We start from the raw sequence: 22,055 nt of genomic DNA on the forward strand, positions 1-22,055 counted from the left end.
TCCGCGACTATCGGGTGGCCCAGCCCTGCTGATGCAGGTAGTCCAGCATGAAGGGGCGACGCTCCTTGCCCAGCGTGCGCCGGACATGCCCGCTCCAGTTTTCACGGCGCGTATTGCTGTCGCGATGGCGGTAATACGCCTCGATATGCTGGTCATACTCCGCCAGCAATTCACCATCCAGCGGCTGATAGCGGTTCTCATGCAAGACCAACCCGATAGGCAGACGCGGTTTTAAATCCGGATCGGCGGCGGGGTGCCCCAGACACAACCCAAAAAGCGGCAACACCTGCTGCGGTAATTGCAGTTGTCGGGTCACTTCCGCCATGTTGTTGCGGATCCCGCCGATAAACACACCGCCCAATCCCAGCGATTCCGCCGCCGTCAGGGCATTCTGCCCCATCAACGCGGTATCCACGCAGCCCAACAACAGTTGTTCCGCCATCCCCAACTCCGCTTGCGGAAAAATCTGCTGATGGCGATAGAAATCGGCGCAGAACACCCAAAACTCCGCCGCCTGCCCGACCCAGGGCTGCTCGCCCGCCAGATGCGCCAGCGCCTGACGCAACATCGGATCGCTGATGCGAATGATCGAACTGCATTGCAAAAAACTGGAACTGGAAGCGCTCTGGGCGGCGGCGAGTATCGCCTCCCGTTGTGCTGCGCCAATCGGTTCTGGCGTAAAAGCGCGAATCGAACGATGCCGGCACAGCAGGTCTATGGTTGGCGTCACGTCGGGTATCCTTGGAACACAATGTTGAAATTACACAGCGCGGGCGTCACCGGCGTCGTTATCATCCGGCAAACCGGGCAAATAATCCGGCATTCCCCCGCAGACTACGGCACAGATGGCGATTATACGTCACTCCCCCCATCAGACAACGCGCCGGCGCACGTTTCCTCAGCGAATCATCGTCAATATGGATGACAGCGACAGGTATCGACCGCTTTCTATTGATTGTCGTTGCAGGCATAGTAGCGCCGTTGTATGTATAGGCTGCGCCCCGCGATAAATGACCACCTGCCGGGGCCGTCTGAGCGTTGGCTGAATAACGATATTTCACTCGCATCGCATGTGCATGCACGCGATGCTGATTCCAAAAGTAAGTAAGGAGTTCACATGTACGCAGTAATTTTCGGACGACCGGGTTGCCCCTATTGTGTCCGCGCCAAAGAACTGGCTGAAAAACTGGCTTCGGATCGCGATGATTTCAGTTTCCGCTACGTGGATATCCACGCTGAGGGGATCACCAAAGACGATTTGTCCAAGACTGTCGGTAAACCGGTGCAGACCGTTCCGCAGATTTTCCTTGATGAACAACATATCGGCGGTTGTACTGATTTTGAGGCCTATGCCAAAGAGCATCTGGGGCTGTATCAGTAATCGGACGACGCGGAGGCGCCACGCGCGCCTCTATCTCTTGTGCGTCATCCCCTGTCGCCGCTGGTCAGCAAAACCGGCAGGCTGGTGATAAAAGTCAGTGAAACAAAATCAACGAAACAAAGTCAGTGAAACAAAGTCAGTGAAAATAGTGCCGACTCACCGCCCGCAAAAACAGAAAGGTCAGCCCCCCCAACAGGCACCAGAAGACCGCCCCCGCCAGATACGCCAGTTCCTGCCAAAAACGAGACCGGCTCGCTCCACCGCACTTGCAACAGCAACAGGCAGATCAACGACGCCGCCAACGCGCCGAGCAAGGTATATTTCAACCGCCGACATCCGGACAGATAACAGGACACCAGACCCGGCAGCAGGAACAGCAACATGCCCGGCTCACCCCGAAACCCGTCATTGATTGCGACACGGGAGAGCGTCATTTTCTGACTCAGAAACACCAGAATAAACAGTACAAAACAGCCAACGACACCAACCCAACCTCTATTGTTTGTCATGCTGCCGCCTCCGCAAAATGGATGAAACGCCATCACCGCCAGCGGACATCAAATCAATGACTTCCGGCGATTGACGCAGATATCCCTGATGTGGGGTCAACGTGGTGATTTTACGCACATTCCCACCTATCACGCTGGTTGTCCGCAGGAGAACGTTCTAAAATGGCGCCGCCTGACCAGACCCGCGTTCCCAGCCCAAGTGCGTCGCAGTCACGCGGTTGTTATCCGGCGTTGGCGGCACGATGGGGGAGATCACCCAGCGTATGACGTTCGAGGCCTATTCCTTTCTTTGCCGTGATGGTTTCATCGCGGACAGAATCCTTATAATGTGATAAATTTAGACCACTTTATTTTTTATATCAAGAACTTACCGGTAAACAACACGTTACATCCCATGAATATAAACGTCGCTGATTTGTTAAACGGGAATTACATTTTGCTGCTGTTTGTGGTGCTTAGCCTGGGCCTTTGTCTGGGAAAACTGCGGCTTGGCTCGGTACAACTCGGCAACTCCATCGGTGTACTGGTGGTGTCGCTCCTGTTGGGCCAACAGCATTTCGCCATCAACACCGAAGCGCTCAGTCTGGGTTTTATGCTGTTCATTTTTTGCGTCGGCGTGGAGGCCGGCCCCAACTTCTTTTCCATTTTCTTCCGCGACGGTAAAAACTACCTGATGCTGGCGCTGGTGATGGTCAGCAGCGCATTGTTGCTCGCGCTGCTGTTGGGCAAGCTGTTCGGCTGGGGAATCGGGTTAAGCGCGGGGATGCTCGCCGGTTCCATGACATCAACGCCGGTGCTGGTCGGCGCGGGCGATACGCTGCGCACCGCCTTCACCGGCAACCCATTACTTTCGGTCGAGCAGGAACATCTGAGCCTGGGCTATGCCCTGACCTACCTTATCGGGCTCGTCAGCCTGATCTTCGGCGCCCGTTATCTACCCCGCTTGCAACATCAGGATCTACCGACCAGCGCCCAGCAAATCGCCCGCGAGCGTGGTCTGGACGCCGACAGTCAGCGCAAAATCTACCTGCCGATCATCCGCGCCTATCGGGTCGGCCCGGAGCTGGTCGCTTGGGCCGACGGTAAAAACCTGCGTGAACTCGGCATCTACCGCCAGACCGGCTGCTACATTGAGCGCATCCGCCGCAACGGCATCCTCGCCACACCGGATGGCGATGCGGTACTGCAACTGGGCGACGAAATCGCGCTGGTGGGATATCCGGACGCGCATGCGCGCCTGAACCCCAATTTTCGTGACGGCAAAGAAGTCTTCGAACGCGATTTGCTGGATATGCGCATCGTTACCGAAGAGATTGTCGTAAAAAACCACAATGCCGTTGGCAAACGCCTGAGCCAGTTGAAGCTGACCGATCACGGCTGCTTCCTGAATCGCATCGTGCGCAGCCAGATTGAAATGCCGATCGACGACAACGTCGTGCTCAACAAAGGCGATGTGTTGCAGGTCAGCGGCGATGCCCGTCGCGTCAAAAGTATCGCCGACCGGATTGGCTTTATTTCCATCCACAGCCAGGTCACTGATTTGATGGCCTTTTGTGCGTTTTTTATCATCGGCATCATGGTCGGGTTGGTCACGTTCCAGTTCAGAAATTTCTCCTTCGGCATCGGCAATGCCGCCGGGTTGCTGTTTTCCGGCATCATGCTGGGGTTTCTGCGCGCCAACCATCCGACCTTCGGCTATATACCGCAAGGCGCGCTGAACATGGTGAAAGAGTTTGGCCTGATGGTTTTCATGGCCGGGGTTGGGCTCAGTGCGGGCAACACCATCAATACCAGTCTGGGGGATATTGGCATCCAGATGTTGCTGTCCGGCCTGTTGGTCAGCTTGTTGCCGGTGGTGATTTGCTTCCTGTTCGGCGCTTATGTGCTACGCATGAATCGGGCGTTGTTGTTCGGCGCCATCATGGGTGCCCGCACCTGCGCGCCGGCCATGGAGATCATCAGTGATGCTTCGCGGAGCAATATTCCGGCGTTGGGGTATGCCGGCACCTACGCCATCGCCAACGTCCTGCTGACGCTGGCAGGTTCGCTGATCGTCATCATCTGGCCGCAATTGCCCGGCTGATCTGATTTTGTAAAGCAATGTCAGTTTTTTCTTAAAATTTTGCGAACTTTTCTTCGCACCGGCAGTCTCAATAAGTGCCACTGCTTTTCTTTGATATCCCTAAATTGAGGAGCCCGTTGTTCACGCCGGTGAGGTTCAAGAACAACGGGCCTTTTCTTATTCGCGATGCGGATCTGTCTCGGTTTTTCCTGCAACCCATTTTATTCCAGCGAAAGTCATCACTATACGTGACGGCTATCACGGAAATTAGTCACACTAATACCGGCAAGATCGTTATAACTTTTGCATTGCAGGTTTGCTCATTCCCTTTTCCGGCGATTATATTAGTACCCCATCAGTCAGCTTACGTTGCGGCTGTCGATTGGCGCGCAGTATGTCGGACGTCATTTTGGACATCACTCTACGGTGGTCATATCACGCGCACGAAACATCGGCGGCCGTATACACCGCATCCCTTCTTCACATTTTGGGCTGCAACGTCACCTAACAAGATTCCGTTTTTTCGTCCGAAAGCAAGAGGCTAACCAGCGCCGACTCGACTAACGGGCAGTTCCGCGGGACAAGAAGACAACGGATAATCACGTCTGAATTTATATCGGGGAAAATCATGGAAATGCGCCGTGCGACACGCATCAATAAACTGGCCCAGGCATTGAAAAAGGCCGACAAACTACATTTGAAAGATGCGGCTCAGTTGCTGGGCGTTTCGGAGATGACGGTGCGCCGAGATCTCAACGCCTTGCCTGACGCCGCAGTAGTGCTGCTCGGCGGATATGTTGTCAGCGATTTAAAAGTCAGCAACGCCAGCAGTTATTTCGTTTCCGATCAACAAACCAGACATGTCGCGGAGAAACGCGCGGCGGGTGAAATCGCCGCCTCATTGATTGAAGCTAATGACACCGTATTTTTCGATTGCGGTACCACCACGACCTTCATCATCGAAGCCATCCCCGACGATCTACCGTTTACCGGTATCTGCTACTCGCTGAACACGTTTCTGGCGTTGCAGCACAAACCTAACGGCCGGGTCATCCTCTGCGGTGGGGAATTCCATCCCGACAATGCCATTTTTACCCCGTTGGGCCGCCAACATGAGCTGGATCAGATTTGCCCGAACAAGGCCTTTATTTCCGCAGGCGGCATCGACCTTTCGGCCGGCGCTACCTGTTTCAACTTCGCGGAACTTGAGATGAAACATCGGGCGATGTCGCTTTCCCAGCATGTCATCCTGGTGGTGGACGGCAGTAAGTTCGGCAAACGCAAACCGGCGCGTATCGGCGCGCTGACACTGTTCGATACGCTGATCACCAGCCACATGCCGGAAGCGTCCTACCTGCAACACTTAAAGGCCAACAGTATCAGCCTGCTGATCCCGGACGCCTCGTAAATCACGCCCGCCGACATCGGCTGTCGGCGGGTACTTCAGGAGAAAAGCCCGCCAAACCAGCCGGACAGTTTCATCAGAATAGCGTCCCACAACCGGCCCAACAGGCCGGCCTCCGGCACCTCGTCCATCACCACCAGCGGCCGCTGCCCGACCACGACGCCATCCAGTGTGAAATCAAGGCTTCCCACGACCTGCCCCTGCTTCAGCGGCGCCTGTAGCGGCCGGGCATTCAAGGTAAAATTGGCCTTCACATTTTTTACCTGGCCTTTCGGCACTGTCACTGCGGCATCCTGCGTTACCCCCAGCCGGACGCGATTTTCCACGCCGAACCACACGCGCTGAGTGGTAAAGGGCTCATCGGTACGCACGACCGTGACGGTCTCGAAAAAACGGAATCCCCAAGCCAGCAATTTTTCACTCTCGCGAAAGCGTATCGCATCGGACGACGATCCCAGCACGACGGCAATCAACCGCGTGCCGCCTTCCACCGCCGAAGACACCAGGTTGTATCCCGCGCCATGAGTAAAACCGGTCTTGACGCCGTCCACCCGTAATGTGGCGCTCCACAGTAAGCGATTGCGGTTAGGCTGATTAATCTTATTGAATGTAAAGGCTTTCTCACTATGTAACGCATACTCATCGGGAAGATCGCGAATGAGCGCCTGCGTCAACCGCGACATATCGCGGGCGGTACTGTACTGGCCGGGCGTATCCAGCCCATGCACCGTCAGAAAATGGCTATTACTCAGCCCCAATGAGGCGGCATATTGATTCATCAATGAAATAAACGCCTGCTGGCTGCCCGCGACGTAATCGGCCAGCGCGATACTGGCATCATTGCCAGACTGAATCACCATGCCTTTATTCAGATCGGACACCAGAATCTGATCGCCCGGTTTAAGAAACATCAGCGACGAACCGCGCAAGGACGGGTTGCCGTTGGCCCAGGCATCGCTTCCCACAGTGACGCGATCATCCGGCTTTATCTTGCCCGCTTTAATCGCCTGACCCACGACATAGCTGGTCATGATTTTGGTCAGACTGGCCGGATCAAGACGCTCGTCGGCATTCAGTTCAGCCAACACGCGGCCGCTGGTTGCATCCATCAGGATAAAGGCTTTGGCATCAATCTGCGGTGGTGCGGAGGGTTGTTCTGCGTATGACGATGGGGAAAAAAGGGTCAGAAATGAAGCTGCCATCACCACGGTAGTAACACGATAGAATGGTGTCATTATCTTCATGCGCACGCTGTCCATGAGTCATTAAACATGAGGGAAAATTGCCGGCCGCTTCAAAAGTAACCCGTCATCGCGCTGAAAGAAAAGCACGCTTCTGTAAAGATTATCAACGGCGCCTTAAATACATCACCATCAAGCCGTCAGCATAACATCGCCACCACAGGCGCACCGTTGAACGACCGGAACATTAAGCATGATACGAAAGTAGAACCGGTTGACGCCACCGGAACAGGCTGAAAAAACAGCCAATTTACCCTGCACCCACGCAGGGATCCTGCTCAACTCCCCATCCGAACCACCGGACGGCCTTAACGACGCCAATACCCAAAACTAATTTCATTCAGAAACAATCTCTCATTAACTACATGTCCGTAATACGCCCAGTTTTATTTAGGCGCCACATAATTTCAACGACATCCATTTTAGGGTAGTTTTTTTGGTGAATTATTTTATTTTGTGAAGAGGAATAGTCTGAATAAATTGTGTGACATTTATCTAATTTGAAGAGTGTGATAAATTTGTCGTTAATAAATAAAGGCAAAATCAGCGCGCAATCAAAGATAAAAAAAATATCTTTTTTTCCTTATTTTTTATCACCATCGGAAGAGAAAAGAATCTATCTATAGAGCAAATTCTGCTGAACACAGATAGTGTCATCCATCAGGAAGAAAAAACAAACGGAGTTTGATTATGGGTGTAGAAAAGAACATCATTAATTGTCATGGCTGGAATGTTTATGTTGAGAAACATAATTTCCACCCAGCTAATGAGACCATTATTATGGTCAATGGTGCGCTATCCACCACCACGGCTTTTCGTGGTACCGTCAAGAGCCTCTCGGGAAAATTTAACGTTATCCTTTTTGATATGCCATTTATTGGCGAATCGCTCCCACATAACGAATTAACCAAAATTATTACCAAAGAGGATGAGGTGGATATCCTGCTGGATATTATCGAGCAGCTCCAACCGCATTACATTTATTCGATTTCCTGGGGCGGGCTGGCGACATTGCTGGCGCTGGCTCAGCATCCAAACCACATCAAGAAGGCGATCGTGGCTTCGTTTTCTCCGCGTATCAATGAGAAGATGCGCGCCTATGTCGAGGGCGCACGCGCGTTGATGCGACAGGATCGTTACGGTGAAGCCGCCGAAATGCTGAATCTGGAAGTTGGGAAATATCTTCCTCCATTAATTAAACATTTCAATTACCAATATTTATCATCTCTGCATGGCGAGGTGTTGAAACAGGTGCGTTTCCATATTGAACAGGTATTACCTATTCAGGAGACTGACTATGTTGAACTGTTTAAGAAAATAGAAATTGAAACACTGTTTCTCAATGGAGAAAAGGACGAATATACAACTGCCGAAGATGTCAAACAGATTGGTAGCCATATTCCGAAAAGCCAATTTCACATCGTGCCTAATGCCGGCCATTTTCTCGATATGGAAAACAGAAAAGCAACAGCGATTGTAGCCGATACTATTATTTCTTTCCTTGAGTAATTATCACGCTTGTCGGAATATATGTTTTCACAATACCAAAATAATTCGGGTTACGGCATAACACCCGGCTGAGGTGTTAAATCATGCAGCGGATTGCGCGTCACAGCACAGGATCAAAGAGGAACCGAGTAATAGAGCAACGCACCGGCAACCAGCAATATTTCGGGTATATCAGGCCACCTGTCTCCGGTGGCCTGGTTATATCCAACGATTAACGACGTTCGCGTTTATCCGCCCGCTTTGACAACCCATCCCCCAGGGTCTGCACGATCTGCACCAAAATCACCAATGCAATAACCGTCACCACCATCACCTGGGTTTCATAGCGGTAATAGCCGAAGCGGATCGCCAAATCGCCTACGCCGCCGCCGCCGACAATCCCGGCCATGGCGGAATAACCGATCAGGCTGACCAGTGTAATCGTCAGGCCGCGCAACAGCCCGGCGCGCGCTTCCGGCAGCAAAACGGTGCAGATGATGCGCATCGGGCTCGCGCCAAAGGCTTCCGCCGCCTCCACAATACCGGGATCCACTTCGCGCAGCGCGCTATCCACCAACCGGGCATAAAACGCAATGGCCGCCACCGACATTGGCACCGCCGCCGCCACGGGCCCGATCGTGCTGCCCAGCAAGAACTGCGTCAGCGGCAGCAGCAACACCAGCAGAATGACGAACGGAATAGAGCGGATGATATTGACCGTTATCGTGCTGAGCAGATAACAGAACCGGTTTTCCCAAAACAGATGCCGATCGGTGACATAAATCAGGAACCCCAGCGGCAACCCGCCGAGGATCGCCAGCAACGTAGAAATCCCGACCATTTGAAAGGTTTCGCCAAATGCGTTAATCAGGTCAGTCAATAACTCAGCCATGCAACACCTCCACCTGTGCCGTTCTGTGGCGAATATGTTCCACGGCCTGCGCCACCAGCGCCGCATCGGAAGGGTGGGTCAGCAGCGCGACCAGAATGCCCAGCGCGCGATGCCCGATATACTCGATCTTGCCATGCAGAATGTTGACGGAAACGCCGAAACGCATCGCCACATCCGATAACACCGGCTGCTCTGCCGATTCGCCGACGAACAGAATTTTCAGCAACGTCCCCTGCAACTCCTCTTTCAGGCGCGCAGGCAGTTCCAGATTCAACGTATGGGAGACTAACTGCCGGGTAAACTCATGCTGCGGCGTGGCGAAAATATCGAACACATCGCCCTCTTCCACCACCTTTCCGCCAGTCATCACCGCCACACGGTCGCAGACCGATTTGATGACGCTCATCTCGTGCGAAATCAACACGATGGTGATACCGAGCTTTTCATTAATTTCCTTCAACAACAACAAAATCGACGCCGATGTTTCCAGATCAAGCGCCGATGTCGGTTCATCGCATAGCAACACTTCCGGGTGGTTGGCGATGGCGCGGGCGATCCCCACGCGCTGCTTCTGCCCACCGCTAAGCTGCGACGGATAAGAGCCGGCTTTATCGCTCAACCCCACCAGCGCCAAAATCTCCGGCACCCGTTGCGCGATATCCTGCGTCGACTGGCCCGCCGCCCGCAGGCTAAACGCGACGTTCTGCGCCACCGTCCGGGTTTGCATCAGGTTGAAATGCTGAAAGATCATCCCGATGCGCTGCCGCTCATTGCGCAATGCCTGCCCACTGAGATCGCTGATGGTCACGCCGTTGACCACCACGCGCCCGCTGCTGGGACGCTGCAACAGATTAATCGTCCGCAGCAACGTGCTTTTGCCCGCGCCGCTGGTGCCTACGATGCCGTAAACCTCTCCCCGGCGAATATGCAGGCTGACGTTATCCACCGCCCGCGTACCTGCCTGTTTTCCCTGCGGGAAATCCACGCAGATATTGTCTAGTTGAATCATTATCCGCAAACTCCTGCTGCTGATCGGAAAAAAAACAGACAGCCGATCCATGACCGGCTGTCTTGTCAACGCCCTCTCCAATGAGGGGTGAGCCATTACTGTGCAGGTGTCGGCGTTTTCGCCTTCATCCAATCTGGACGCTGGAACTGGCTGAACATGCTGGCGGGATCGTCAATCACGGCGGCATACGCCGGGGACTCCACCGCCGCCTTGATATCCTTGACGAACGGTTTGTCCACATCATCGGTGCGCACCGCAATGACGTTTTTCAGGTTCTCATCCAGCGTCTCCAGCTTGATCGCGGAAGAGAGCTTCAGCCCGGCGGCGATAGCGAAATTACCGTTCACCAGCGAGGCGGTGGCGCTATCCAGGGTACGCGGCAGTTGTGCCGCCTCCAGCGGACGGAACACCAACCCGCGCGGGTTATCCTGAATATCCTTCTCGGAAGCTTTGGTCGGGTCAATGTCCGCTTTAATGGTGATCAACCCCAGCGACTGCAAAAACCGCAGGCCGCGCGCCAGATTGGTCGCATCATTCGACAGGGTGACGACATCCCCTTTCTTCAGCTGGTCAAGCGACGTGATTTTATGGGAATAAAACCCCATGCTGGCGGTCGGCACCGTCAGTAGCCGGGTCAGCTTCAACCCTTTGTCGGCGGAAAATTTCTCCAGATACAGCGAGTGCTGGAACAGGTTGGCGTCGATACTGCCGTTGGACAGCGCCAAATTAGGTTGAACGTAATCACTGAACTCGCGCACTTCCACCTTGTAGCCTTTCTTGACCAATTCAGGCTTGATCGCCTGTTTGACCATATCGCCATACGGGCCGGGCGCTACCCCGAAAATAATCGTGTGCGGATCGCTCTGCGCCATCGCCAAAGAAACGCCGGAAGCCAACAGCGTCACCGCCAGCGCAGCGCGCAAGGAATGGGGGAATATCATTTATATATTGTCCTGTCTGCAAGAATAAACCACGGTTATTATTGGGAATATAAGCCGGATAAGTAAATATAAAAAAGCTATATCCATATTTCCCATGCTGCGGTTGCATCGCCTGCCGAGCTTTCTACCGCGGCCAAAACGTCCGTTGCATGGAGGGGCGTCACCGCCTAAGGTAAGCGGAGCCATGGATGGGGGTGAGGTGTTAATCGGGTAGGTCATCGTGATTTGTGCCGCCGGCGGCTATCCGGGCAGACGGCGGCGTTCATTGTTATAAGGAGTGGCGTGATGCTGAAAGTATGGGGCCGGGACAACTCGACCAACGTGAAGAAAGTGCGCTGGTGCGCGGCGGAACTGAATGTACCCTATGAATGGATCCCGGCTGGCGGGCAGTTTGGCCGCAACCGTGATGCCGACTACCTGGCATTAAACCCGAACGGATTGGTGCCCTGCCTGCAGGACGACGATCTGGTGCTGTGGGAATCGAATGCCATCGTGCGCTATCTGGCGGCGCAATATGGCGCCGGCACGCTCTGGCTGGCTGACCCGAAAGCGCGCGCGGCGGCTGAAAAATGGATGGACTGGGCCATCGGCTTTTCTGAATCATTCCGTCAGGTGTTTATCAACCTGATTCGCACCGCGCCGGAACACCGCGATCTACAAGCGGTGGCCAACGGGCAGGCGAACTGTGAAAAACTGCTGTCCGTCGCCGATGCGGCACTGGCCGGGCAGAACTGGTTGTCCGGCGACAATTTCGGCATCGGCGACATTCCGTTGGGGTGTTTCGCTTACGCCTGGTTCAACATGCCGATCGCGCGGCAGTCGCATCCACATCTGGAGCGCTGGTACCAGCAGTTGACCGAGCGCCCGGCCTTTCAACAGACGGTGATGCTGCCGCTGAGCTAATCGTTTCCCCTACGTGCGCCCAACATGGGCGCACCGGCCCTGCCCCGCATGATGCCGCGCTCCCTCCCCACCGGAACGCTGAGCGTCGGTCAGACCCACCACTCGCACACACCACCCGTTGCCGTTTTCCAGCGTTTTTTCGCCCTGTTCCGGGACGGGAAAAATCAGCACACCGCCTGCGGCATCGCGGCTTCATTCAGGCACACAAAACGGCGGCCCAGAAAATCGGCCAGCTGGCGCGCCGCATCACGGCCATTTTCTCCGGGCAGCATGTACCCCATCGGCGCCACATCGAAAACCAGCGGTATTTTCAGCTCGCAGAATTCGCCGGCGGCAATCGCATGGCCGATAAAGCTGAGCGGCAGCAGCGCGACAAGATCATGTTGCACCAACAGCGTTTTGAACAGGGAAATAGAGCGAGTAACCAGCGGATACGCGCTGAGCGGCCAGGGAAAGTAACGGCTGATTTCATCCATCTTTTCGCGCACCAATGAGCCGGCTGGCGCCAGAACCCAGGTTTCTTCCGCCAGTTCGCTCCAGCCCACCTCTCTGCCGGCCAACCGGTGTTGCGCGCTGGCGACAACAATAAGCCTGTCCGGCCGCAACGCCGAGAAATACCAACCATCCGGCATCTTTCTGGGGCGACGGCCGATCACCAGATCCACCTCTTGCCGGGAGATAGCCAGCAGTTGATCCGCGCCCTCGGCTTCACGCAGTTGCACCTGAATAGTGGGGTATTGCGCATGAAACAGCGGTAACGACGGGGTCAGCAGAGCGTTGATCGCCGACGAGGACGCCGCCAGCCGCACCACCCCTTCCCCCATACGCCGATAAGCGGAAATGCACTCTGCGCTATCGCTGATCCCCTGCAGTAAGTGGCGCGCCACGGGGATAAACGCCATGCAGGCTGGTGTGGGCGTCACGCCACGGGCATGGCGTAAAAACAGCGGGATATCGAGCAGTTGTTCCAGATACGCCAGCGTCTGCGTGACCGATGACTGCGTGATGCCAATCGCGTCGGCGGTTCGCTGCACACTCCCCAATTCGGCCAGCTTGAGCAGGATCTGGATGTGGCGAAACTTCCCACAGGCCAGTAACCGGTTGAGTAATACGGAGGAGGTTTCGTGCATCATCTCGTTCCCGTGACATACATAGCGGGATTATGCATTGACCGGTCATCGTTTTTTGCGAGGAGAGTTCATGTTTTGCATATCCAGCCATTAGTCAGCCTAATGCCTCGCCGCGCAATTTAATTCGTTTCATATCATGCGGATGTTGAGAATAAACCGTCACCTCACACGGTAGACACGTACCCTAAAATAAGAGGAGAGGTTTATGTTCCGACACCATCCAAACCGGCTAGCCGCTGGCGCCGTTTCGGCCTGGCTGATAACCGCCGGTTTGTCCCAGGCTCAGGCCGCTACGGGCCTGGCCTGTGATGACAGTCTTAAAACCCATTTTAAACCGGATGCGCAAACGTCCGTCATTACAGTCAAGTCCTTCAAACAGGGCGAAACGCTAAAGCTGGATCAATCATCGGCAACGGCGTTACCCGATATCAACACCCCCGCCGCCCAGACTTATCCGCCCGCGCCGGTCGATGTGTGTCTGGTCAAACTGGTGATCGGGCCGGGAATGCCCGGAGATAAAGCCGCGCCGTCGACATCCGCCGGCATGGGCATCGAGATTTGGCTGCCGCAGCCGCAGCGCTGGAACCAGATTATTCGTGCGATGGGCAGCGGTGGATGGGCCGGTGGCGTCCACGCGGATCCCGCCCAAATCGGCACGCGACCGCAATATATTCCCGCAATCGAGCAAGGTTACGTGGTCGTCACCTCCGATCACGGGCATACCCTGCTGAATAACGGTTCATTCGCCATGTTGCCGGATGGGAAAATCAACGACGTCCTGTGGCAGGACTTCGCTGAACGCAGCCTGCACGAGATGGCGGTCAAGAGCAAAGCGCTGGTGCGGGCCTACTACGGCACGGCGCAACGCTATGCCTACTGGGACGGTTTCTCCACCGGCGGACGCCAGGGGCTTAAGCTGGCACAGAAATACCCGCGGGATTTCGACGGCATTCTTGCCGGCGCCCCGGCGATTAACTGGACAAAATTTATCACCGGCGAGCTTTATCCCCAGATCGTCATGCAGCGCGATCTGAACCAGCCGATGGCGGCGGCGAAATTGAACTACGTCAGCGGAAAGGCGGTAAACGCCTGCGATACCCTGGGGCTGGGATTTTTACTGGATCCGCTGCAATGCCGGTATGACCCCACCAAAGATGCCGACGTACTCTGTCAACACGAGGCAGGAAACGGTGTGACGGGAACCAGCGCGAATCCGGCCTGTCTGACCCGCCGGGAAGCCGCCGCGGTCAATAAAATCTGGTACGGGCAAACCCGCTCCGGCACATCGCCCGATCCGGCTAGGGACAATGCCGCCGGGCCCGAGTTAAAAAAACCCGACCATCTCTGGTGGGGATTAACACGCGGCACCAATTTGCCGGCCTCGCTCGCGGGAGAAAAGGCCTTCCCGATCGCCAGTGATCTGGTGGCGCTGGAACTGCAACGCGCCGATATCGCTGGCGACAGCTTTAAAAATGCGAGCGGCGATGGGAAAAATGGCTGGAAAACACTGAGCTATGCCGAACTGGCGCATGCTTATGACCAGGGTCTACGGCTACAAACAGCCTTCAGCCGCATCAACACCGACGATCCCAACCTCAGCGGATTACGTGCGGTAAAAGGCAAGATACTGATTTATCACGGCCTGGCCGATGAAAAAATCATGCCGCAGGGAACCATCAACTATTACCACCGGGTGGTTGCCGCCATGGGTGGACAGGCCGCCGTCGATCCATTCGTCAGGCTTTACCTGATTCCGGGGTTGGCGCACGACAGCACCCTGAAAGCCAGCTCATCGGTCGACCCGGAAACCGGTCGCAATATCGTCAGTTCGCGGGTTCCGTTACCGCAATACCTGAACGGCTCGGATCAACTGTTCACTGCGCTGCGCAACTGGGTTGAAAAAGGCATCTCGCCCTCAACGATTGGCATCGGCTCCAGCGACGGCAGTATCCACATGCCGTTATGTCGCTACCCTCAACACATCGCTTACACCGGCAGCGGCGATGTGCGGGCCAGCGGCAGTTATCGCTGCCAGTAACCCTTGGCGACAGACGCCAGGTCAGGCGTCGACCGGCTGAATTCACCGCAGGGAGAGAGGCTTCTCCCTGCATTTTTTTAGCCCTTATCCGGCGAACCCGCCGTCAGTCCGCCGCCGCTGGTTGTTTTTTAGTCGGCAAGGACTGTTTCCTAACGACGATTCAGGTATAATCCGCCGCGTTTTTCCTGCTCAACCTGTTCCTGCACAACATTTTCAACAGGATGTTGTTCTACACAACCCGATGTACGAGACGCTATGACAGTTAACACCTTCGATCCTTCACAAACCACCACGTTGTCCGCGCCGCAAAAAGCGCTGGCCGACCAGAACGACGACACCGGCATGCCCTTGTCCCATCGCATCGGTTTTATCAGCCTGGGATGCCCGAAAAATCTGGTGGATTCCGAACGTATTCTGACCGAACTGCGTACCGAAGGTTATCAGGTGGTGCCCAGCTACAACGACGCCGATCTGGTGATCGTCAATACCTGCGGCTTTATCGACAGCGCCGTACAGGAGTCGCTGGAAGCTATCGGCGAAGCCCTGAACGAAAACGGTAAAGTGATCGTCACCGGTTGTCTGGGCGCCAAAGAAAACCAGATCCGCGAAGTGCACCCCAAAGTGCTGGAAATTACCGGCCCCCACAGCTATGAACAGGTGCTGTCGCATGTGCATCACTATGTACCGAAGCCGGAACATAACCAGTTCACCAGCCTGACGCCGGCGCAGGGCGTGAAACTGACGCCGCGCCATTATGCATATCTGAAAATTTCCGAAGGCTGCGATCACCGTTGCACCTTCTGCATCATCCCGTCCATGCGCGGCGATCTGGACAGCCGCCCTATCGGCGCCGTGTTGGACGAAGCCCGGCGCCTGAAAGACGCCGGCGTGAAGGAACTGCTGGTGATCTCCCAGGACACCTCTGCCTATGGCGCCGACGTCAAACACCGCACCGGCTTTTGGAACGGGCAGCCGGTCAAAACCAGCATGGTGGATTTGTGCGAACAATTAGCCACGCTGGGCATCTGGGTACGGTTGCATTATGTCTATCCGTACCCACACGTCGATACGGTGATCCCACTGATGGCGGCGGGCAAAATCCTGCCGTATCTGGATATCCCGTTGCAGCACGCCAGCCCGAAAATCCTCAAGCTGATGAAGCGTCCCGGCGCGGTCGAACGCACGCTGGAGCGCATCAAACGCTGGCGCGAGATCTGCCCGGAACTGACGCTACGCTCGACCTTTATCGTCGGCTTCCCTGGTGAAACGGAAGAAGACTTCCAAATGCTGCTCGATTTTCTGACAGAAGCGCAGCTCGACCGCGTCGGCTGTTTCAAATTCAGCCCGGTAGACGGCGCCGCCGCCAATGATTTGCCGGATCCGGTGCCGGAAGCGGTCAAAGAAGATCGCTACCACCGCTTCATGCAGTTGCAGCAAGAGATTTCCGCCCGGCGTTTGCAAGCCAAGGTCGGGCGCGAACTGAAAGTGCTGATCGACGAGGTGGATGAAGAAGGCGCGATTGGCCGCAGCATGGCGGACGCGCCGGAAATCGACGGCGCGGTCTACCTCAATGGCGAAAAACGGGTGAACGTTGGCGATTTGGTGACGGTCAGGATTGAACACGCCGACGAATACGATTTGTGGGGGAGCCTGATCTAAGCGTTATCCTGCATGATGCGGATAACCGCCTTCCTGCTGACGGGCTGGCCCTCCCAGCCCGTGATCCCTCCGCCATACGGCATCCGCATCCTGGTTTAAAAATCATCAACAGCCGCTACTTCCGGACTGTTCGCCTTGCACCACTACGGCGGGTAAAGTAGCCTTGCCTCATGATGATTTCCTTCGAGCGGACAAAGGCAGAGGCATGTGGAAGCGCGTGATTTTCGGACTGTTCACCAGCCTGCTCGTGCTGGCGTGCACCGCGTTCCTGCTTGACCGCTGCATCAGTTGGCGCACCGCGCCCTATATTTACGACGACGTGCAGGATCTCCCGTCGCGTCAGGTCGGGGTGGTGTTGGGCACCGCCAAATATTACCGGGCCGGCGTCATCAACCAGTATTACCTGTTTCGGATTCAGGGTGCGCTCAACGCCTATAACAGCGGTAAAATCAGCTACCTGCTGCTCAGCGGCGACAACTCGCTGCAAAGCTACAACGAACCCATGACCATGCGGCGCGATCTGATCGCCGCCGGGGTTCAGCCAGTGGACATCGTGCTCGACTACGCCGGTTTCCGCACCCTGGACTCTATCGTCCGCACCCGCAAAGTCTTCGACACCAATGATTTCACCATCATCACCCAGCGTTTTCACTGCGAGCGGGCGCTGTTTATCGCCTTGCATAAAGGCATTCAGGCGCAATGCTTCGCCGTGCCGTCGCCAAAAGATATCTGGCCGGTGCGCATGCGGGAATTCGGCGCCCGGCTGGCAATGCTGTACGACCTGTACGTACTGAAGCGGGAGCCGCGCTTTCTGGGGCCGCAAATCCCCATCCCCACTGAGTACAAGGTTTCGGACGACGAGCCGGGCTACCCGGCGGTGCCGCCGGAGCTCATCCCTGATCTCGGCAACCGCACGGAACCGCCGCTACGCCAGAAAACGCCCGCCGCCTCACGCTGAGTCCGGCGGATACCTCACTCCATCTCCCTGGCGGACGGCTCGCCCGCCACCTGACGGGTCAGCACGCGCCACAACCACTCCAGCGGCCCCTGCCGGAAATAGCGTAACCACCAACACGCCGCCAACAGATTACACAGCCAGATCGGCGGCACCAGTAATAGCAATTGCCAGCGTTCAAACTGCATAAACCCACCCAGACGGTAAAACACGGTGGTGCAGATCACGGTCTGCAATAGATAACTGCTCAACGCCATCCGGCCGACATTGGCGATCCAGCGGGTAATGCGCCATTGCGCCAGCGTTTGCCAGTAGCCGTAGCACAGCGCCAGATAGCCGATCGCCTGCAACGGCGCCCCCAGCTCACGGGGGATTTGCAGCAGCAAGCCGCACCAGCGGTAATCCCATTGCAAGCGCCACTGCACCACCACCCCCGCGCCATCGATCAGCAAGGCCAGCGGCAATAACCACCGCGCGATACGTCGGTAATGCTGCGGGCTGAATGCGCCACGTAGCCATCCGCTGCGCATCAGCGCCGCCCCCAACAGCATCGCGCCGGTCAGTAGCCAGCCGTATTGCAGCCCCAACGACAGCAAGTTTTCGTTGAGCTGCGATAGGCGATTCAGCCAGGCTTCCGCGCCGCCCTGGCTCAGCCACCAGGCTTCATAGCTCACCTCCGCCGCCCCCGGTTGCCAAAAATTACCGCCGACAGGGCTCAGGATCTGGCTTAGCACCGCCAACATCATGAGCCCAATCACATAAATCACCCCCCCGGTACGCGCCAGCATCCGGGTGCTGTCGGCATAACGCAGCATGCTGTAGCCAACCAGCCCAATCAGCCCGTAATCCAGCAGAATATCGCCCTCCCAGAGGAAGACGCTATGAATCAGACCAAACACCATCAGCCAGAACAGGCGGGCGTTGATCCAGCGGGTACCGCGCCGCATCAGCAGATGTAAACCGGCGCCAAACAGCAACGCGAACAGCGTGAGAAATTTGGTTTGCGCCACCAAGTCCATCAGCGCCCAGGCCCAGGCGTTTGCGGTAGAAGGCGGCCCGTTCCAGGCGGGGTTCAGATAGGCGGCTCTGGGTAAACCGAATGACACGATGTTCATCAACAGAATACCCAGCATGGCCAGCCCACGGGCAAAATCCAGCATGGGAATACGGGAAGGCGGCGGATAAGACGACATGATGTCCTGCGGCAAAGGGGAACAATGAGGAAATTGTAGTGACCGTGCGCACAAAAGCCCACGTCTTTCAGCGTCGGGCGGGGCTATTGCGCACCGCCCGAGCGCCGGATGCCCGGCGCATTACACGCGCGTTCAGTAGCTGTGATGGCGCACCGCGCGCAGGAATTCCTGGCGGGTATTCTGGCTGGATTTGAACAGGCCGCCGAGCGACGTCGTGGTAGTCGCGCTGGTCGCATCGCGAATACCGCGCGCCTTGACGCAATAGTGCACCGCGTCGATGGAGACCGCCACGTTATTGGTACCCAGCAGGGTTTGCAACGCCACCAGAATCTGCTGCGTCAAACGCTCCTGCACCTGCGGCCGCTGCGAGAAAAACTGAACAATGCGGTTGATCTTGGACAGACCAATCACGCCCTCTTTGGGGATATAGGCCACCGTGGCTTTGCCGTCGATGGTCACAAAATGGTGCTCACAGGTGCTGGTCAGCGTGATATCGCGTACCGTCACCATTTCATCGACCTTCATCTTGTTTTCGATAATGGTGATTTTGGGGAAGTTGGCGTAATCCAGCCCGGAGAAGATTTCATCCACATACATTTTGGCGATGCGGTGCGGCGTTTCCGCCAAACTGTCGTCACTCAAATCAAGGCTCAACAGATTCATGATTTCGGTCATATGCTGCGCAATCAGGCGTTTGCGAGTTTCCGCATCCTGTAATTCGCCGCGCAACGGGGTCTCCAGACCACGCGCCAGCAGCGCCTCATGAACCTGGGCTGCTTCTTTTGACAATATTGACGACATTATTTTTCTCCGGCAGGTGTGACTCATTCTGGCCGCGAGGCGAACCAGATGCCTGTAGACTTCAGGCGGTAGTGCCGGGCCGGACGTTGAACGCTACTCTGGCGGTGCGCCGCGCCGAACCCGCTATCGCGCGGGTAACGGCCTGCGTCAACCCCTGCGCGAATAAGGGACACAGCCTAGCGAAGTGCCCGGCGATTATCCAGTGATTGTGCTTCATCGCTGATGAAATAGCCTCAACTGGGCGCTATCGCGTGCGAAAACGCTCGCCGGATAGATAACGGCCGGCATAATGCCGGCCGTTCCACAGGAGTGAATCTCAGAATTTTTCCCAGTTGTCGCTGCCGCCTGCTTTTTTGGCCGGCGGCAACGCCGCTGTCGCCGCCAGCGCAGGACGACGCAGCGTCGGCGAGGGCATCGGCGTCGAAGGACGACTTTCCCGCCCATCGTCCAGATGGAAAACCGCCACCGCTTCCGTCAGCTGCCGCGCCTGATCCTCCAGCGCTGCCGCTGCCGCCATCGCTTGCTGAACCAACGACGCATTCTGCTGCGTGACGCCGTCCATCTCATTCACCGCCTGCCCTATCTGGATAATGCCGCGGCTCTGTTCATCCGAGGCCGAAGCAATTTCGGCAATCAGATCGCTGACATGCGCCACGGTAGTAATAATCGTCTGCATCGATTCACCCGCCTGTTTCACCTGTGAAGCGCCGGTACTCACGCGGGATACCGACTCGGCAATCAGCGTTTCAATCTCTTTGGCGGCCTGGGAACTGCGTTGCGCCAGGTTACGCACTTCACTGGCCACCACCGCAAACCCTTTCCCCTGCTCACCGGCTCGCGCCGCTTCCACCGCCGCGTTCAATGCCAGAATGTTGGTCTGGAAAGCAATACTGTTGATGACTGACGTGATGTCGGCGATTTTGCGCGAACTGGCGCTGATACTGTCCATGGTGCCCACCACATCATCGGTAATTTTTCCGCCCTGCTTGGCGGCTTCGCTCGCTTCCTGCGCCAGCCGGGTCGCCTGATGCACATTCGCCGCATTGTGCTGCACGGTAGAACTCAACTGCTCCATGCTGGCGGCGGTTTCCTGCAACGATGCCGCCTGCTGTTCAGTTCGGCCGGAAAGGTCATTGTTGCCTTCTCGAATCTCCGTCACCCCTTGATAAACGGCTTCCGCCGTTCCCCGAATCAATGTTACGGTTTTTTTCAAGCTTTGCTGCAGGTGATTGATATCCGGAATGATACGTCCGGCACAATTGCGGCCGAACGTCGCCAGTTCCTTATCGAGCCGCCCGGCACTCAGCAGCGCCATATGCGCCTGGATTTGATTGACCGGTTTCACCATATAACGAGTGAGGTAGAGCTCCACCATGACAAAGATCACCAGGCTGACAATCATCGCGGCGATCAAACCGTTGCGGTTCCAGTTGTTCTGAACCGTTACCGCTGACGCATAGTCCGTGCTGGTGATTTGTTTGGTGTATTTTTGCGCCGCATCGCCAAACGCCCAACTCGCGGGCGGATAAATTTTGCGGAAAATATCGCGGAATTTATCCAGATCATTCTGTTGCAGTGCGGCATACATGGGCTCTATCGCTGTCGTCAATAATGCTGACCACGTATTGCTCATACCGCTGACAGTTTCCGCATCCACACCGACATGCTCGACGCTATTGAATTTCTCCAGCGCGTCCTTGGTATTAACAATGGCTGTCTTCGCCATATCCAGTGTTGTCTGGGCATTTTTGGCATCATTAAATTGCAAATAATCCATTACCCGCGCCATGCGTGTTACCGAGCGGAAATATTGATCATTGCCATAGACTAAATAGGAGTAACTATTTTTTTGAATACCACTTTTATTTAATAGCGTCGTGACATTACTCAAGGAATAAAGGCTATAACTGGATGCAGCCCCCCATGCAATCAGAAAAAAAATCAATATTATCAACATCATTGTTCGTATACTGATATCTTTTAGGAAAGACATAATACGCTCCCGATAAAAGTGATATGCATGTGCGCCACTCCTGAACTTTCATGGAATCACAATATACAGCCGGAGTAACCACACCTATTAATTAGTCATTCGACATCATGCCGTAGGGCGTAAAAAATAAATCATTGTTTGATGTTCAAACCCAATATTGACGTCTTTGCAAGTATAGGCGAGAGACAAAAAAATACCGCGTGAACCCCGATTTTTATCCCCTGAATATGCGCATGGCAGGAAGGCTGCAAGTGCGTGAGCCCCGAGACGCTGACGTCAATCAGTGATCCAGGGACGCGGCACATTTGCCGGGGCAAATTGAACGCCGCTTGCTGCGCTGTCAAAGAGCGGGTCAGGGAGGGCCGAGTCATACCGCCAACGCGCCAGCAACTAAAGTCTGACCGTTACACGCGCCCATCCCGGAGCGCTTAGCGCTCCGGGATGGGTATTCACAC

The 22,055-nt window shown here is 55.7% G+C and carries 17 protein-coding genes and 1 pseudogene; 8 read left to right on the forward strand and 10 right to left on the reverse strand.

The genetic code is table 11. From position 1 onward, the window contains the following. Positions 1-7: 7 nt before the first annotated feature. Entirely contained in the window at positions 8-730 is a 723-nt protein-coding gene (gene nfsA, locus DPA2511_RS11775) for an oxygen-insensitive NADPH nitroreductase (RefSeq protein ID WP_015853981.1), read from the reverse strand. A 387-nt stretch (positions 731-1,117) separates the two neighbouring features. On the opposite strand from nfsA, the gene DPA2511_RS11780 reads away from it, so the two are divergent. Next, on the forward strand, positions 1,118-1,381 hold the full coding sequence (locus DPA2511_RS11780; protein ID WP_015853982.1) for a GrxA family glutaredoxin: 264 nt from the start codon (positions 1,118-1,120) through the stop codon (positions 1,379-1,381). Positions 1,382-1,517: 136 nt separating this feature from the next. Here the strand turns inward: DPA2511_RS11780 and ybjM are convergent. Next, positions 1,518-1,890: pseudogene (gene ybjM, locus DPA2511_RS21655) on the reverse strand (inner membrane protein YbjM). A 394-nt stretch (positions 1,891-2,284) separates the two neighbouring features. On the opposite strand from ybjM, the gene DPA2511_RS11790 reads away from it, so the two are divergent. Both DPA2511_RS11790 and deoR read left to right on the forward strand, forming a co-directional pair. Further along, complete coding sequence (locus tag DPA2511_RS11790) at positions 2,285-3,973, forward strand: aspartate:alanine antiporter (RefSeq protein ID WP_015853984.1); 1,689 nt, start codon at positions 2,285-2,287, stop codon at positions 3,971-3,973. Positions 3,974-4,580: 607 nt separating this feature from the next. After that, entirely contained in the window at positions 4,581-5,360 is a 780-nt protein-coding gene (gene deoR / locus DPA2511_RS11795) for a DNA-binding transcriptional repressor DeoR (protein WP_015853985.1), read from the forward strand. 35 nt (positions 5,361-5,395) lie between these two features. Here the strand turns inward: deoR and DPA2511_RS11800 are convergent, their stop codons facing one another. Beyond that, positions 5,396-6,601: a serine hydrolase gene (locus DPA2511_RS11800; protein ID WP_015853986.1), complete on the reverse strand. Its 1,206-nt coding sequence runs from the start codon at positions 6,599-6,601 to the stop codon at positions 5,396-5,398. A gap of 687 nt (positions 6,602-7,288) precedes the next feature. Between DPA2511_RS11800 and DPA2511_RS11805 the strand changes: the two genes are divergently transcribed. After that, a complete protein-coding gene (locus DPA2511_RS11805; RefSeq protein ID WP_015853987.1) occupies positions 7,289-8,107 on the forward strand; it encodes an alpha/beta fold hydrolase in 819 nt (272 codons plus the stop codon). 211 nt (positions 8,108-8,318) lie between these two features. Here DPA2511_RS11805 and DPA2511_RS11810 read toward each other — a convergent pair whose 3' ends face one another. The 3 genes from DPA2511_RS11810 to DPA2511_RS11820 form a co-directional block, all read right to left on the reverse strand. After that, positions 8,319-8,978 (reverse strand): methionine ABC transporter permease, encoded by a 660-nt coding sequence (locus DPA2511_RS11810; RefSeq protein ID WP_015853988.1) that lies wholly within the window; start codon positions 8,976-8,978, stop codon positions 8,319-8,321. Then, positions 8,971-9,987: a methionine ABC transporter ATP-binding protein gene (locus DPA2511_RS11815; RefSeq protein ID WP_015853989.1), complete on the reverse strand. Its 1,017-nt coding sequence runs from the start codon at positions 9,985-9,987 to the stop codon at positions 8,971-8,973. The genes DPA2511_RS11810 and DPA2511_RS11815 overlap by 8 nt, the downstream gene beginning before the upstream one ends. A gap of 95 nt (positions 9,988-10,082) precedes the next feature. Then, positions 10,083-10,928, reverse strand: coding sequence for a MetQ/NlpA family ABC transporter substrate-binding protein (locus DPA2511_RS11820; protein WP_015853990.1), 846 nt, complete (start codon positions 10,926-10,928; stop codon positions 10,083-10,085). Positions 10,929-11,213: 285 nt separating this feature from the next. On the opposite strand from DPA2511_RS11820, the gene DPA2511_RS11825 reads away from it, so the two are divergent. Next, on the forward strand, positions 11,214-11,831 hold the full coding sequence (locus DPA2511_RS11825) for a glutathione S-transferase family protein (protein WP_015853991.1): 618 nt from the start codon (positions 11,214-11,216) through the stop codon (positions 11,829-11,831). A gap of 164 nt (positions 11,832-11,995) precedes the next feature. On the opposite strand, the gene DPA2511_RS11835 is transcribed toward DPA2511_RS11825, so the two are convergent. Next, positions 11,996-12,964, reverse strand: a complete 969-nt coding sequence (locus tag DPA2511_RS11835) for a LysR family transcriptional regulator (RefSeq protein WP_015853992.1) — start codon at positions 12,962-12,964, stop codon at positions 11,996-11,998. Positions 12,965-13,166: 202 nt separating this feature from the next. Between DPA2511_RS11835 and DPA2511_RS11840 the strand changes: the two genes are divergently transcribed. The 3 genes from DPA2511_RS11840 (at position 13,167) to sanA (ending at position 17,616) form a co-directional block, all read left to right on the forward strand. Continuing rightward, on the forward strand, positions 13,167-14,999 hold the full coding sequence (locus DPA2511_RS11840; RefSeq protein WP_015853993.1) for a tannase/feruloyl esterase family alpha/beta hydrolase: 1,833 nt from the start codon (positions 13,167-13,169) through the stop codon (positions 14,997-14,999). Between the two features lie 255 nt (positions 15,000-15,254). Further along, complete coding sequence (gene rimO, locus DPA2511_RS11845; RefSeq protein ID WP_015853994.1) at positions 15,255-16,658, forward strand: 30S ribosomal protein S12 methylthiotransferase RimO; 1,404 nt, start codon at positions 15,255-15,257, stop codon at positions 16,656-16,658. Positions 16,659-16,863: 205 nt separating this feature from the next. After that, on the forward strand, positions 16,864-17,616 hold the full coding sequence (gene sanA, locus DPA2511_RS11855) for an outer membrane permeability protein SanA (RefSeq protein ID WP_015853995.1): 753 nt from the start codon (positions 16,864-16,866) through the stop codon (positions 17,614-17,616). A 14-nt stretch (positions 17,617-17,630) separates the two neighbouring features. On the opposite strand, the gene yeiB is transcribed toward sanA, so the two are convergent. The 3 genes from yeiB to DPA2511_RS11870 all read right to left on the reverse strand — a co-directional run bounded on the left by yeiB (position 17,631) and on the right by DPA2511_RS11870 (position 21,600). After that, on the reverse strand, positions 17,631-18,806 hold the full coding sequence (gene yeiB / locus DPA2511_RS11860) for a DUF418 domain-containing protein YeiB (protein WP_015853996.1): 1,176 nt from the start codon (positions 18,804-18,806) through the stop codon (positions 17,631-17,633). A 132-nt stretch (positions 18,807-18,938) separates the two neighbouring features. After that, a complete protein-coding gene (gene folE, locus DPA2511_RS11865) occupies positions 18,939-19,607 on the reverse strand; it encodes a GTP cyclohydrolase I FolE (RefSeq protein ID WP_015853997.1) in 669 nt (222 codons plus the stop codon). Between the two features lie 316 nt (positions 19,608-19,923). Then, on the reverse strand, positions 19,924-21,600 hold the full coding sequence (locus DPA2511_RS11870; RefSeq protein WP_015853998.1) for a methyl-accepting chemotaxis protein: 1,677 nt from the start codon (positions 21,598-21,600) through the stop codon (positions 19,924-19,926). Positions 21,601-22,055: the final 455 nt, after the last annotated feature.

This window comes from Musicola paradisiaca NCPPB 2511, from assembly GCF_000400505.1.
Lineage (GTDB): Bacteria > Pseudomonadota > Gammaproteobacteria > Enterobacterales > Enterobacteriaceae > Musicola > Musicola paradisiaca.

What these genes read in the sequence shown, in the direction of transcription:
- DPA2511_RS11810 (WP_015853988.1), bottom strand. Translation starts at nt 8,978, where the DNA reads ATGGCTGAGTTATTGACTGACCTGATTAACGCATTTGGCGAAACCTTT.
- folE (WP_015853997.1), bottom strand. Translation starts at nt 19,607, where the DNA reads ATGTCGTCAATATTGTCAAAAGAAGCAGCCCAGGTTCATGAGGCGCTG.
- DPA2511_RS11820 (WP_015853990.1), bottom strand. Translation starts at nt 10,928, where the DNA reads ATGATATTCCCCCATTCCTTGCGCGCTGCGCTGGCGGTGACGCTGTTG.
- DPA2511_RS11835 (WP_015853992.1), bottom strand. Translation starts at nt 12,964, where the DNA reads ATGATGCACGAAACCTCCTCCGTATTACTCAACCGGTTACTGGCCTGT.
- DPA2511_RS11780 (WP_015853982.1), top strand. Translation starts at nt 1,118, where the DNA reads ATGTACGCAGTAATTTTCGGACGACCGGGTTGCCCCTATTGTGTCCGC.
- DPA2511_RS11790 (WP_015853984.1), top strand. Translation starts at nt 2,285, where the DNA reads ATGAATATAAACGTCGCTGATTTGTTAAACGGGAATTACATTTTGCTG.
- DPA2511_RS11870 (WP_015853998.1), bottom strand. Translation starts at nt 21,600, where the DNA reads ATGTCTTTCCTAAAAGATATCAGTATACGAACAATGATGTTGATAATA.
- DPA2511_RS11840 (WP_015853993.1), top strand. Translation starts at nt 13,167, where the DNA reads ATGTTCCGACACCATCCAAACCGGCTAGCCGCTGGCGCCGTTTCGGCC.
- yeiB (WP_015853996.1), bottom strand. Translation starts at nt 18,806, where the DNA reads ATGTCGTCTTATCCGCCGCCTTCCCGTATTCCCATGCTGGATTTTGCC.
- sanA (WP_015853995.1), top strand. Translation starts at nt 16,864, where the DNA reads ATGTGGAAGCGCGTGATTTTCGGACTGTTCACCAGCCTGCTCGTGCTG.
- deoR (WP_015853985.1), top strand. Translation starts at nt 4,581, where the DNA reads ATGGAAATGCGCCGTGCGACACGCATCAATAAACTGGCCCAGGCATTG.
- DPA2511_RS11800 (WP_015853986.1), bottom strand. Translation starts at nt 6,601, where the DNA reads ATGAAGATAATGACACCATTCTATCGTGTTACTACCGTGGTGATGGCA.
- DPA2511_RS11815 (WP_015853989.1), bottom strand. Translation starts at nt 9,987, where the DNA reads ATGATTCAACTAGACAATATCTGCGTGGATTTCCCGCAGGGAAAACAG.
- DPA2511_RS11805 (WP_015853987.1), top strand. Translation starts at nt 7,289, where the DNA reads ATGGGTGTAGAAAAGAACATCATTAATTGTCATGGCTGGAATGTTTAT.
- DPA2511_RS11825 (WP_015853991.1), top strand. Translation starts at nt 11,214, where the DNA reads ATGCTGAAAGTATGGGGCCGGGACAACTCGACCAACGTGAAGAAAGTG.
- rimO (WP_015853994.1), top strand. Translation starts at nt 15,255, where the DNA reads ATGACAGTTAACACCTTCGATCCTTCACAAACCACCACGTTGTCCGCG.